Origin of the sequence: Luteibacter sp. ME-Dv--P-043b, assembly GCF_030209605.1 — a bacterium.
Taxonomy (GTDB): Bacteria; Pseudomonadota; Gammaproteobacteria; order Xanthomonadales; family Rhodanobacteraceae; genus Luteibacter.
On the sequence record NZ_JARVRT010000012.1, the window covers coordinates 123,291 to 136,339 of the forward strand.

The following is a 13,049-nucleotide window of genomic DNA, read 5'->3' on the forward strand; positions in this document are numbered from 1 at the left end:
GGCGAGGTGCCGCGCGGTTATCGCGCGGCGATTTAACGATGATCAGGCGGCCCAGTAGATATCCACCGGGACACGATCCTGCGTGAGCACCGCGGCGATCGGCAGGTCCGCGCCGGCCTCGGCCTTGGCCAGCACGTCCTTCTTGTCGGCGCCTTCGATGTGCAGGTAGAGCGTGCGCGTATCGAGCAGGCGCGGCAGGCTGAGGGTGATGCGTGGTTCACCCGCGCCCTCGGCACGCATGGACAGCACGCTTTGCGTGCCCTTCAGGTCGAGTGCCTCGGCCAGGTGGTCGCCACCGGGAAAGAACGAGGCCGTATGGCCGTCCGGACCCATGCCGAGCACGACCACGTCGAACGGCTTGCCGAGTGCATCGACACGCTCGCCCACGGCATCCAGCGCGGCGTCCACGTCGTCGGCGTGCGACTTGTCGAACAACGGCAGGAACGCCGCCACGTGGGCCTCGTGCCGGATCAGGTGATCCTTGACCAGGGCGGCGTTGGAGCGTTCGTTGTCCTCGTCCACCCAGCGCTCGTCGACGAGCGTGATGGTGACCTTGGACCAGTCGATCTCCTGCTGGGCGAGTACGGCGAACATCTGCTTCGGCGTGCTGCCGCCGGACACGGCGAGGCTGGCCTTGCCGCGCGCCTTGACGGCGGCTTCCAGCTTGCCGGCGATGTCCCGGGCCAGTTGGTCGGCAAGGGTGAGCTTGTCGGCGAAATCGTGCTTGTGGATCGTGGCGTTCATGCTGCGTCCTCGGCCCAGGTGCGGCCATCGCGTTCGATGAGCGCCACGGCGGCGCTCGGACCCCAGGTACCCGCGGTATACGGCTTCGGCGTGTCACCGCCGGATTCCCACGCGTCGAGAATGGGACCCGCCCAGTTCCATGCCGCTTCCACTTCGTCGCGGCGCATGAACAGGGTGGGGTTTCCACGCACGACATCGAGGATCAGCCGTTCGTAGGCGTCGGGCTGCTGCACGCCGAACGCCGCCGCGAAGCTCATGTCGAGCGGCACGTGGCGCAGGCGCAGGCCACCCGGACCCGGATGTTTGATGGTGAGCCACAGCTTGACGCCTTCGTCCGGCTGCAGGCGCAGCGTCAGGCGGTTGGGCAGCAGTGCACCGTTGGTGGGATCGAAGATGGAATGCGGCAACGCACGGAACGTCACCACGATCTCCGAGACCCGGCTGGGCAGGCGCTTGCCGGTGCGCAGGTAGAACGGCACACCCGCCCAGCGCCAGTTGCCGATCTCCGCCTTGAGGGCGACGAAGGTTTCGGTGCGCGACTGGTCGCTACCCAATTCGTCGAGGTAGCCCCGCACGCCCTGGCCTTCGGCCGCACCGGCGCGGTACTGCCCGCGTACCGTCAGCTGGGCGGCGTTACTGGCGTCGATAGGGCGCAGCGACCGCAGCACCTTGAGTTTCTCGTCGCGCACGGCGTCCGGCGCCAGCGACGACGGCGGCTCCATGGCGAGCATGCAGACCAGCTGCAGGATGTGGTTCTGGACCATGTCGCGCAGGGCGCCGGCGCGGTCGTAGTAACCCGCGCGATGGCCGACGCCGACCGTCTCGGCGACGGTGATCTGCACGTGGTCGATGTGCTGGGCGTTCCACAGCGGCTCGAACAGGGCGTTGCCGAAGCGCAGCGCCAGCAGGTTCTGCACCGTTTCCTTGCCCAGGTAATGGTCGATCCGGTAGGTCTGCGATTCGTTGAAGACGCGGGCCACGGCATCGTTGATGGCGTTGGCGCTTTCCAGGTCGCGCCCGATGGGTTTTTCCAGCACCACGCGCGAGCGGGCGCCGTTGAAGCCCAGCGCGCCGAGGCGCTGGCAGATGTCGGTGAAGATGTCCGGCGCGGTCGACAGGTAGAACACGCGGATGTGGTTGGGCTGCACCTGCATCAGGGCAGAAAAGTCGTCCCAGCCTTCTTCCTTGCGTGCATCCAGCGAGAGATAGCCCACCATGGCGATGAACGCCTCGAGCTGGGCGGGGGCGACATGGGTGACGCCCTGCTCGACCGAACCGCGCACCAGGTCGCGGTAGCCGGCATCGTCCAGGCCTTCGCGGGCGACGCCGAGGATGCGGCTGCCGGGCTGGATCTGGCCATCCACGAACCGCTGGTACATCGCAGGCAGGAGCTTGCGCACGGCCAGGTCGCCGGTGCCGCCGAAGATGACGAGGTCGAAGGGTTCGATCGGGAGGAGTTGGGCGCTCACGACAGTGGCCTTTGCAAAACGGAAGGGTGCCGGAGGATCGTACCAGTGACATACCAGGACGTACCAGCCCCGTACCAATCGGCGCGACATTTCGCCTCGGACGAGGGTCGCACCGGTGGCGCAAACGTTTACTCTCCCCATTTGGATCGTGCAAACAGGCGTTTGAATCCAAAGGGTTTGTGAGATGTGCGAATGAGCCTTGCCGCAGTGGTTGTGGATTGGTATCTTCCCGGCATGGAAACCGCCCTCGTCGCCGAGTACCAGCGCCTGCAGCACGATCCGGCCTCCCGGCAGCCGCTGGCGTACATGCGCCTGCGCCGGGCCATCCGCACGGTGATCGAGAACGGCGAGGTGCAGGTCGGCCACGCGCTGCCCAGCGAACGCGACCTGGCCCGGGCCCTCACCCTGTCCCGGGTCACGGTGCGCAAGGCCATCGGCGGACTGGTCGAAGATGGCCTGCTCACCCAGCGCCACGGCGCCGGCACATTCGTCTCCGAGCGCATCGTCAAGCCACTGTCGCGGATGACCAGTTTCACCGAGGATCTCCGCGCCCGCGGGCTCAACCCGCGCTCGGAGTTCTTCGAGCGGGCCATCGGCGAGGTCACCCCCGAGGAAGCCATGGCGATGAACCTCTCGCCCGGCACCCAGGTGGTGCGCCTTCACCGCCTGCGCTATGCCGGCGACGAGCCCCTGGCAATCGAGCGCAGCGCCGTGCCGCTCAGCCTGCTGCCCGACCCCAGCCTGGTCGAGGATTCCCTCTACGAAGCGCTCGATACGCTGGGCAACCGCCCGCGACGCGCGCTGCAACGCCTGCGCGCGGTGGTGCTGGGCCCGGCCCAGACCCGGCTGCTCCGGCTCGGTGCCGGCAGCGCCGGCCTGAACATCGAGCGGCGCAGTTTCCTCGACGACGGCCGCATCGTCGAATTCACCTGTTCCTGGTATCGCGGGGACATCTACGACTTCGTCGCCGAACTGCAAAGCGACTGACGGGCACACCATCGATATGACCACCCAGCCGCAAGACACCCTGATGTACCGCGAAGCGCACGAGACGGCCGAGGTGGTCGAACGGCAGCTCGCGCTGAACGAAGGCGTGATCGGCGCCCTTGCCGACCGGCTTCGCGCCCAGCCCCCGCGTATGGTCATCACCTGCGCCCGTGGCAGTTCCGACCACGCGGCCATGTACGCCAAGTACGTGTTCGAAACCCAGCTGGGCGTGGTCACCGCGTCGGCCTCACCATCGGTCACCTCCATCTACCACGCGGCACAGCGCCTCGACGGCGCGCTGTACCTCGCCGTCTCGCAGTCGGGCAAGAGCCCCGACCTGGTGCGCAACGCGGAGGCCGCGAAGAAGGCCGGCGCCTATGTGGTCGCCCTGGTCAACGTGGTGGATTCCCCGCTGGCCGACGTGGCCGACGTGGTCGTGCCGCTGCACGCGGGCCCGGAAACCAGCGTCGCCGCGACCAAGAGCTACCTGGGCGCGCTGTTCGCGATCCTGCACATCGCCGCCCGCTGGAGCGGCCGCGCCGAGATCGGCGACGCCCTCACCGCGCTGCCCGCGCAGCTTCGCCAGGGCTGGGACGCGGACTGGTCCGCGCTTACCGAGGGCCTGGTCGATGCGCACAACCTGTTCGTGGTCGGCCGCGGTTTCGGCTTTGCCGGGGCGCTGGAAGCCGCGCTGAAGTTCAAGGAAACCTGCAACCTGCACGCCGAGGCGTTCAGCGCGGCCGAGGTGAAGCACGGCCCGATGGCCCTGGTCGGCCCGCATTTCCCCGTGCTGTTCTTCGCCCAGAACGACGATACGCTGCCCGGGGTGCTGGAGATCGCGGCGGAGTTCCGCAAGCGCGGCGCCAATGTGTGGATCGCCGCACCCGGCGCCACGGGCGAGGGTGTGCTGCCCCTGGTCGCCACCGCGCCCATCGCCGCACCGCTGATCACCGTGCAGAGCTTCTACCGCGCCACGGCCGCGCTGGCACTGGCACGCGGTTTCAACCCCGACGTGCCGCCGCACCTCAACAAGGTCACCGAGACCGTCTGACCTCTCGCCCCACGTATAGGAATTGCCATGACCATCGCCCTCGTCAACGGCCGTGTGCTGACCGATAACGGCTTCCAGGGTGGCTTTGCCGTGCTGGTCGACGGCGGCACCATCACCGGGCTGGCCTTGCCGTCCGATCCCCGCGTGCGCGCCGCCGAGCGTCACGACCTCGGTGGCCGCACGCTGCTGCCCGGTTTCATCGATTGCCAGGTCAACGGCGGCGGCGGCGTGCTGTTCAATGACGTGCCCACCGTCGACACCATCCGTCGCATCGGGCAGGCGCACGCGAAGTTCGGCACCACCGGCTTCCTGCCCACCCTGATCAGCGACGATGCCGCGGTGATGGCGAAGGCCATCGATGCGGTGAACGACGCGGTGGCCCAGGGCGTGCCGGGCGTGCTCGGCATCCACCTCGAAGGCCCGTTCATCGCGCCCGAGCGCAAGGGCGTGCACGATCCGGCCAAGTTCCGTATCGCCGACGCCGACGACGTAGCCATGGTCGCCCGGCGGCACGGCGGCGTCACGCTGCTCACGCTGGCGCCCGAGCGCGCCTCGGCCGCGGTGCTGCAACAGCTGGTCGCCCACGGCGTGATCGTGGCGGCCGGCCACACGGCCGCCGACTACGACACCACCCGCCAGGCCCTGGCGACCGGCGTGCGTGGCTTCACGCACCTGTTCAACGCCATGACGCCGTTCACCAGCCGCGAGCCCGGCGTGGTCGGCGCCGCTCTGGAAGACGCCGCCAGCTGGTGCGGTCTGATCGTCGACGGCCACCACGTGCACCCGAGTTCGCTGCGTGTCGCCATCGCGGCCAAGGCGCCGCAGAAGATGATGCTGGTCACCGACGCCATGCCACCCGTGGGGTCGGACGATCCGAACTTCGTCCTGAAGGGCGAGACGATCACCGTCCGCGACGGCGTCTGCCAGACGGCCGACGGCACGCTGGCCGGCTCCGCGCTGGACATGGCCACTGCCGTGCGCAACACGGTGGAGATGGTCGGCGTGGCCTATGACGAGGCCGCCCGCATGGCCTCCACCTATCCGGCCGCCTTCCTCGGACTGGAAGCCACCCACGGCCACATCGCGGCGGGCTATCGCGCCGACTTCGTGGTGATGGACGACGATCACACGGTGGCCGAAACCTGGATCGGCGGCGAGCGCGTCTACGCCGCCTGATCCGTCGCCCTGCACTGGCTCGCTTCCGCGCGGGCCAGGCGTTAACATTGCGTTGTTCGGGTGTCCCCGCCGGCCTGAAGCGGGCGGGGATGAAACGGGAAGCCGGTGCGCCACACATGTGGCAAGGCCGGCACTGCCCCCGCAACGGTAAGCGTGAGGAGCCGCCCAGAACGGCTCCATCCACCGGCCACAGCCACTGCGCAAGCGGGAAGGCGCCGGTGCGATGCCCTCGGGCCAGCGCGAGTCCGGAGACCGGCCCGATCGGCGAATCCTGCGCTTTTAAGCGCGGGCGCCGTCCCGTTATCGGCGATTCGCGGAGGGCGAATCCGGACAGTCATCCGGGTGTTGCCCGTGGTGCCGTTCGTCGTTGTGTCCTCCCGCGCGCCTGTTGAGGCTACGCATTGCCGCACCAGCGGCGGAGGAAACCCGTTCCATGAAGAAGACCCTGCTCGCGACGGCCCTGCTGTCGACGATCGTCGCTGCCCATGCGGCCGACGCACCCAACGGCACCCTCGACCCGGTGGTGGTCACCGCCAACCGCGCGCCCACGCCACTGGACGAAGTGCTGGCCCCGGTCACCGTCATCAGCCGCGAGGACATCGAGCGCCTGCAGCCCCGCAACGTGCAGGACCTGCTGGCCGGCCTGCCCGGCGTGACCATGACCAACACGGGCGGCCTGGGCCAGCAGACCTCGCTCTTCATGCGCGGCAGCAACTCGGCACACACGCTGGTGCTGGTGGACGGCGTGCGCGTGGGCACCGTGGGTGCCGGCCTGCCCGCCTACGAGCAGCTGCCGGTCGAGCAGATCGACCATATCGAGGTGGTCCGCGGCCCGCGCTCCAGCCTGTACGGCTCGGATGCCATCGGCGGCGTCATCCAGATCTTCACCCGTCGCGGCCAGGCCGGCGAAGCGCCCACGCCCAGCCTGTCGATCGGCGGCGGCAGCCACGGCTACACCGCCGGGCAGGTGGGTCTCTCGGGCGGCACCACGCATGGCTGGTACAACGCCAGCCTGGGCGGCCAGTACACCGCCGGGATCAACGCCTGCCGCGTTGGTGCGAGGGAAGCCGGCAAGGGCTGCTTCACCGACGAGCCGGACCATGACGCCTACCGCACCTACAACGGCGCGCTCTCGGGCGGCTATCGCTGGGACAACGGCACCGAGCTCACCGGCAGCTGGCTGCGCAGCAAGGGCGACATCGAATACGACGGCGATTTCCAGAACCTGACCCGGCGCTCGCAGCAGGTGGCCGGTGCAAACCTGGCCTTCGACGTGCTGTCGGCCTGGCGCATGTCGGTCAGCCTGGGCCAGAACCAGGATCGCGGGGACAATTACCTTAACGGCGCGGACAAGACCTACTTCGGCGGCCTTGCCCAACTCTTTGTTACCGGCGCCGATAAGGTCCGTGGGGGTTACCTGTACTCCAGGCGCAACCAGGCATCCTGGCAGAACGACATCACGCTGGCCGCCGGCCAAACGCTCACCGCCGGCGTCGATTACCAACAGGAAAAGCTCGACAGCGACACGGCATACCTGAAGGACACCCGCAACAACACAGGCGTGTTCGCGCTGTACCAGGGCGTGTTCGGCCCGCACGAGATCCAGCTGTCCGCGCGCCATGACCACAATACGCAGTTCGGCAACCACACCACCGGCTCGGCCGCCTATGGCTACCGCTTCGACGACGGCATGAAGATCACGGCCTCGTACGGCACCGCCTTCCATGCGCCGACGTTCAACGACGAGTACTACCCGTACTTCCAGTACGGCCCGTCCGTGCGGAACCTGAAGCCGGAGAAGTCGCGCACGGCCGAAATCGGGCTGTCCAGCCGCCCCGGCATCTGGACCTGGGCGGTCAACGCGTACCAGACCCGGGTGGACGACCTGATCGGCTCCGACGCCAATTTCCTGCCGATCAACGTCAGCAAGGCACGGCTGCGCGGCGTGGAAGGCCAGCTGGGTGCCGACATGGATGGATGGCATGTCCGTGGCTACCTGACGTTGCAGCAGCCGCTGGACCGCGACAGCGGCGCGGAAAAGGACAACCTGCTGGCCCGGCGCCCTCGCCGCACCGGCCGGGTGGACCTGGACAAAGACCTAGGCGCGTTCACGCTGGGCGGCTCCGTCTACGCCTCGGGCTACAGCTACGACGATCCGGCCAACACCACGCGTCTGGGCGGGTACACCACCGCCGACGTGCGGGCCACCTGGCACCTGGACGATGCCTGGAGCGTGCAGGGCCGCGTCGCCAATATTGCCGACAAGCACTACGAGACCGTGGCGTACTACAACCAGCTGGGCCGCACGTATTACCTCACCCTGCGCTTCTCGCCCCTGCGCTGATCGGCCTGCCGGCGGCTCCCGCCGGCAAACGGGGTACCCCTGCCTTCCGGCAGGGGCCCCACTAAAGGCACACGCCACGAAACCGCGCGAACGTCATAAAGTCTGTGGGCGCGGGTATGCTTCCCGCGATCACAGGAAGTGTCGTGAACGTTTTTGCACCTTTCATCCGCCGACCGATCGGAACCTCGCTGCTCGCGGCGGGGCTGGTGCTGTGCGGCTCCATCGCCTACATGCTGCTGGGCGTGGCGGCGCTGCCGTCCATCGAAGTGCCCGCCGTGTTCATCCAGGCCCAGATGCCGGGTGCCAATGCGCAGACCGTGGCCTCGACCATCGTCGCCCCGCTGGAGCGCCACCTCGGCCAGATCCCGGGCGTGGACCAGATGTACTCGAACAGCTCGGAGGGCAGCGGCTTCGTGCGGCTGCGCTTCACCCTGGCGCGCTCCACCGATGCGGCCGCCCGTGACGTGCAGGCCGCGATCAACGCGGCCGCCGCCGACCTGCCGGCCGGCATGCCGACGCCGCCGCAGTACTTCAAGTTCGACACCGGCCAGATCCCCGTCCTGCTGGTGACCTTCACCTCGAAGACGCTACCGCCGGACAAGCTCTACGACGTGGTGGACACGCTCATCCGCCCGGCCGTGGCGCAGATCGACGGCGTGTCACGCGTGCAGATGTTCGGTGGCACACCGCACGCGGTGCGCGTGGAACTGGATACGCGCGCACTGTCGTCGAAGGGGCTGACCGCCAACGACGTCTCCAATGCGCTCAGTGCCGCCAACGTCACCTCGCCACAGGGCGTCCTCTCGGATGGCCACAGCCAGATGACGGTGACGGCCACCGACAGCCTGCGCGACGCGAAGGACTTCGGCAAGATACTTATCGCCGTGCGCGACAACGTGCCGGTGCGCCTTTCGGATATCGCCCGGGTCTACAACGGGCAGCAGGACCAGTACCAGGCCGCGTGGTTCCAGGGCGAGCGCGCGGTCACCATGCAGATGAGCAAGCGGCCGGAGGCGAACTCCATCGCTACCGCGGACGCGATCCGAGCGGCGCTGCCCCGGTTCCGCTCGCTGCTACCGGCGGATGCGAAGGTCACCCCCATCTTCGACCTGACCCAGACCACCCAGTCGGCGCTGCACGAGGTGAAGGTGGCGCTGCTGATCAGCATCGTCATGGTGTTTCTGGTGATGATGGTGTTCCTGCGCCGGCTCGGCCCCACGCTCATCGCCACGCTGAGCGTGCCGTTGTCGCTGGCGGGCGCCTTCGTGGTGATGTGGACGCTCGGCTATACGCTCAACACCATGTCGCTGATGGCGCTGGTGCTGTGCATCGGCTTCGTCGTGGACGATGCGATCGTGGTCATCGAAAACATCGTGCGGCACATGGAGAACGGATCCAAGCCGATGCCTGCCTCGCTGGATGGCGTCCGCGAGATCGGCTTCACCGTCATGTCGATCACCCTGTCGCTGGTGGCCGTGTTCGCGCCCCTGCTGTTCGGCAACAGCCTCATCACCAAGCTGCTGCGCGAGTTCTCGGTGACGCTGGCCGCGGCGGTACTGATCTCCGCCATCGTATCGCTCACGCTGACACCGGCCCTGTGTGCCCGCTATCTCAAGCACGATGCGCCCGGGCGCCAGCCCGGTCGGATGGAACGCGCGCTGGAGCGCTTCGATCGCGGGTTCCTGCACTTTTACTCGCGTGGCCTGGACTGGGCCATGCGGCACCGGCGGGTGATGCGCTGGCAGCCGCTGATCCTGCTCGTCGCGACGTTCGGGCTTGGCTTCGCCGTGGTGAAGACCGCCGGCGGCAACTTCATGCCGGACGAGGACACCGGCATGCTCCAGGCCGAGGTCACCGCGGACGCGAACATATCCCCGACGGAGATGTCGCGCCGGCTCAAGCGGGTCGGCGAGATGATGCAGAGCGATCCCGCCGTGGCGGACGTGACCACGATCCTGGGCAGCGGCAACGACGGCGCCGCGGTGGGCAACAACGGCACGATGTTCATCGATCTCAAGCCCAAGGGTAGCGGCGTCGGGCAGCGCCACGAGTCGATGAAGGAGTTCCTGGATCGCAAGGGCAAGGAGTACGACAAGCTGTCCGATGTCCAGGTGTTCATGAACCCGATGCAGTTTCTGGGCGGCAACGGCGGCAACAGCAATCGCGGGCAGTATTCCTTCCAGCTGGTCAGCACCGGCGGCGAGCCGCTGCAGCCATGGACATTGAAGCTGGTGCGGCAGATGCGGGCCATGCCGGAGTTCCGCGACGTCGGCAGCGACTTCGATATCGTCGGCAAGCAGCAGATGCTCTCCGTGGACCGCAATGCGGCCGGCCGGCTCAACGTCGGCATGGGTATGGTCGATTCGGCCCTGTACAACGCCTTCGGCCAGCGCCAGGTATCGATCATCTACTCCGACGTCAACCAGTACTGGGTGGTGCTTACTGCCGCGGCAGCGCAGGAGTTGAGCCCGGACACGCTGCTCAACACCTACGTGAAAAACACCGTCGGCAAGATGATTCCGCTCTCGGCCGTGGCCACCATCAAGCCGGTGGCGACGCCCAGCGCGATTACGCACCAGAACCAGCTCGAATCGGCCGACATTACGTACAACCTCGCGCCGAAGATCACGCCCGACAAGGGCAATGCCCTGGCCGAAGAAGCCGTACGCCGGATCGGCCTGCCGGCGGGCGTGCGCATGGACGTCACAGGCACCAACCAGCGCATGCGCGATGCGCAGTCCAACGGCATGGTGCTGCTCATCGGCGCCATCCTCGCCGTGTACATCGTGCTGGGCATCCTCTACGAAAGCCTGGGTCATCCGCTGACGATCATCTCCACGCTGCCCGCGGCCGGCGCAGGCGCCTTCCTGGCGATGCTGGTCACGCAGACCCAGCTCACGCTGATGGCGATCATCGCCGTGCTGCTGCTTATCGGCATCGTGAAGAAAAACGCGATCCTGATGGTCGACTTCGCCCTGGTCGCCGAACGCGAGCACGGCATGTCTCCCGTGGAGGCCATCCGCCAGGCCGCGCTGGTGCGCTTCCGCCCGATCACGATGACCACGCTGGTCGCCATGGGCGCGGCACTGCCGCTGGCCATCGGCTTCGGCGTGGGCTCGGAGATGCGTCGCCCCCTGGGCATCGCCATCGTCGGCGGCCTGCTGGTCTCGCAGATGCTGACGCTGCTGAGCACGCCCGCCATCTACCTGTGGAACCACGACCGCAAGGAGCGCAAGGCCACGCGGATACATCGCCGCATGCTCAAGCGCCGCTACAAACGCTGGAAACGCCTTCGTAAAAAATAGGCGCATGTAGGAGCGAACGATGTTCGCGAACCCAAGACGCGCATGCTGCGAATGAAGCCATGCACCAACCCATGACGGCGTTTCCGTGCGCAAAACAAAGTGCTCTTGCGCTTTGTTCGCCTTCCAACGTCAGAGCCGCTTCGTCGGGGCCACGGAAACGCCGACAGGATGGTTTGCATGGTTTCAGTCGCGGTAGATACCGTGACGGTTCGCGGACATCGTCCGCTCCTACCCCGCACCGCGGCAAATCCATCCGCACCGCATGTAGGAGCGCACGATGTGCGCGATATGTCGTCGCGATACATCGTCGCGATACGTCGGCAAGCTACATCGTCGCAGTCAGACCGCCGCATCCCCCGCAGGCAACATCGCCGCGCGCTTCCAGCTCCCGCGGCGGTAATACACCGCCGTGATGCCGAGCGACACCAGCGAACCCACGGGGAAGCTCCACCAGATGGCGTCGGCTCCCCAATACGGTTCGAGGAGCGCGGCGAACGGATAGCGGACCACCCACATCGCGATGACCAGCACCACCAGCGGCAGCATCACCGCGCCGGTGGCGCGCACCACGCCGAACATCACGAAGGTGACGCCGAACAGCAGGAACGACCAGACCACGATATGGTTGAGGTGCTGTGCGATGCCGATGGCGGAACTGTCCTCACCCAGGAACAGCGCCAGTGCCGCCCGGTTGAACAGATAGATCACCAGCACCAGCGTGCCGGTGAGCAGGAAGTTGGTGAGGATGCCGGCACGGCCGATGCCGGCGACGCGATCCCAGCGCCGCGCCCCTACGTTCTGCGCCACCATCGACGACACCGCCGAGCCGATCGCCAGCGCAGGCATCTGGATGTACGTCCACAACTGCGCGGCCGCGCCGTACGCGGCCGTGGTCTGCGAGCCATGCCGGTTGACCAGCGACATCATGATGATGGCCGACGAGGAGATGACGATCATCTGCGCACCCATCGGCAGGCCCTTGAGCAGCAGCTGCCTGAGCAGCGCGGGGCGGGGCAGCAACAGGTGCAGTTCGTGGCGACCGATGCACAGGAAATGGCGGCGCCGGTACAGCCAGCCGACCAGTGCCAGCAGCGAGACCACCTGCGCGATCAGCGTGGCCACCGCCGAGCCGGCGATGCCCATGGCGGGCACCGGGCCCAGCCCGAAGATGAAGAGCGGATTGAGCGCGACGTCGAGCACCACGGACAACAGCATGAAGACGAAGGGCGTACGTGAGTCGCCTGCGCCGCGCAGCGTCATCATGAGGAAGGTGTAGAGGTACATCGCCGGCAGGGCGACGAAGATGATGCGCAGGTAGGCCGTGGCATAGGGCAGCGCGTCGTGCGGCGTGCCCATGGCGCCCAGCATGATCGGCGTGGCGACGAATCCGCCCAGCGCGACCAGCAGCGACATCACGACGAAGAAACCGAGCCCCGTACCGACCACGCGCCGCGCCTCGGGCACGTCGTTCGCGCCCAGCGTCTGGCCGACCATGATCGTGGTGGCCATGCCTACGCCGAAGACCACGCCCAGCAGGAAGAACAGGATCAGGTTGGCGTTGGACGTGGCCGCGTACGCGGACTCGCCGAGGAAATGGCCGATCCATACCGCGTTCACCGACGCATTGAGCGACTGCAGCACGTTGGCGCCCAGGATGGGCAGGGAGAACCGCAACAGCGTGCCGACGATCGGGCCCTCGGTCAGCGTGCCGCGTGGCGGGCTCATGCCTCGTCGCCGGGGGAAGCGCCACGGGCGCCATCCGCGCCCGAAGCCTCGCGGCTGGCCTGCTCGACCAGCCGGCGCAGGGCCATGGATGCGCCGCCGGCTTGCCCGGCCAGCCACTCCCAGTGGCGAGGCAGCAGGGTGACCTCACGGGCGACCACGCCCAGCTTCGGACGACCCGGCCCGCGCCTGGGCGGCACCGCTGCATGGTGGGTGGGCATGGCGAGGGCCGGCTGGGAAGGAGCGCGCAG

The 13,049-nt window shown here is 67.6% G+C and carries 9 protein-coding genes and 1 riboswitch; of the genes, 5 read left to right on the plus strand and 4 right to left on the minus strand.

Annotation, left to right across the window (positions count from 1 at the left end; genetic code table 11):
• Nucleotides 1–42: 42 nt before the first annotated feature.
• Both pgl and zwf read right to left on the minus strand, forming a co-directional pair.
• Nucleotides 43–744, minus strand: coding sequence for a 6-phosphogluconolactonase (pgl, locus tag QRN34_RS07280; protein WP_285403354.1), 702 nt, complete (start codon nt 742–744; stop codon nt 43–45).
• Entirely contained in the window at nt 741–2,213 is a 1,473-nt protein-coding gene (zwf, locus tag QRN34_RS07285) for a glucose-6-phosphate dehydrogenase (RefSeq protein ID WP_285403355.1), read from the minus strand. The genes pgl and zwf overlap by 4 nt, the downstream gene beginning before the upstream one ends.
• Before the next feature lie 234 nt (nt 2,214–2,447).
• On the opposite strand from zwf, the gene QRN34_RS07290 reads away from it, so the two are divergent.
• From QRN34_RS07290 to QRN34_RS07310, 5 genes are all read left to right on the plus strand, one after another.
• Nucleotides 2,448–3,200, plus strand: coding sequence for a GntR family transcriptional regulator (locus tag QRN34_RS07290; RefSeq protein ID WP_285403356.1), 753 nt, complete (start codon nt 2,448–2,450; stop codon nt 3,198–3,200).
• A 10-nt stretch (nt 3,201–3,210) separates the two neighbouring features.
• Nucleotides 3,211–4,251 (plus strand): SIS domain-containing protein, encoded by a 1,041-nt coding sequence (locus QRN34_RS07295; RefSeq protein WP_285403489.1) that lies wholly within the window; start codon nt 3,211–3,213, stop codon nt 4,249–4,251.
• A 27-nt stretch (nt 4,252–4,278) separates the two neighbouring features.
• Nucleotides 4,279–5,427, plus strand: coding sequence for an N-acetylglucosamine-6-phosphate deacetylase (nagA, locus tag QRN34_RS07300; RefSeq protein ID WP_036138854.1), 1,149 nt, complete (start codon nt 4,279–4,281; stop codon nt 5,425–5,427).
• A 41-nt stretch (nt 5,428–5,468) separates the two neighbouring features.
• Nucleotides 5,469–5,703, plus strand: a riboswitch (cobalamin riboswitch).
• A gap of 157 nt (nt 5,704–5,860) precedes the next feature.
• Nucleotides 5,861–7,771, plus strand: coding sequence for a TonB-dependent receptor (locus QRN34_RS07305; RefSeq protein ID WP_285403357.1), 1,911 nt, complete (start codon nt 5,861–5,863; stop codon nt 7,769–7,771).
• A gap of 143 nt (nt 7,772–7,914) precedes the next feature.
• Nucleotides 7,915–11,076, plus strand: coding sequence for an efflux RND transporter permease subunit (locus QRN34_RS07310; protein ID WP_285403358.1), 3,162 nt, complete (start codon nt 7,915–7,917; stop codon nt 11,074–11,076).
• Between the two features lie 339 nt (nt 11,077–11,415).
• On the opposite strand, the gene QRN34_RS07315 is transcribed toward QRN34_RS07310, so the two are convergent.
• Together QRN34_RS07315 and QRN34_RS07320 are read right to left on the minus strand one after the other, a co-directional pair.
• On the minus strand, nt 11,416–12,801 hold the full coding sequence (locus tag QRN34_RS07315) for an MATE family efflux transporter (RefSeq protein WP_285403359.1): 1,386 nt from the start codon (nt 12,799–12,801) through the stop codon (nt 11,416–11,418).
• A complete protein-coding gene (locus tag QRN34_RS07320) occupies nt 12,798–13,019 on the minus strand; it encodes a DUF2239 family protein (RefSeq protein ID WP_285403360.1) in 222 nt (73 codons plus the stop codon). The genes QRN34_RS07315 and QRN34_RS07320 overlap by 4 nt, the downstream gene beginning before the upstream one ends.
• Nucleotides 13,020–13,049: the final 30 nt, after the last annotated feature.

What these genes read in the sequence shown, in the direction of transcription:
- pgl (WP_285403354.1), bottom strand. Translation starts at nt 744, where the DNA reads ATGAACGCCACGATCCACAAGCACGATTTCGCCGACAAGCTCACCCTT.
- QRN34_RS07290 (WP_285403356.1), top strand. Translation starts at nt 2,448, where the DNA reads ATGGAAACCGCCCTCGTCGCCGAGTACCAGCGCCTGCAGCACGATCCG.
- nagA (WP_036138854.1), top strand. Translation starts at nt 4,279, where the DNA reads ATGACCATCGCCCTCGTCAACGGCCGTGTGCTGACCGATAACGGCTTC.
- QRN34_RS07305 (WP_285403357.1), top strand. Translation starts at nt 5,861, where the DNA reads ATGAAGAAGACCCTGCTCGCGACGGCCCTGCTGTCGACGATCGTCGCT.
- QRN34_RS07315 (WP_285403359.1), bottom strand. Translation starts at nt 12,801, where the DNA reads ATGAGCCCGCCACGCGGCACGCTGACCGAGGGCCCGATCGTCGGCACG.
- QRN34_RS07320 (WP_285403360.1), bottom strand. Translation starts at nt 13,019, where the DNA reads ATGCCCACCCACCATGCAGCGGTGCCGCCCAGGCGCGGGCCGGGTCGT.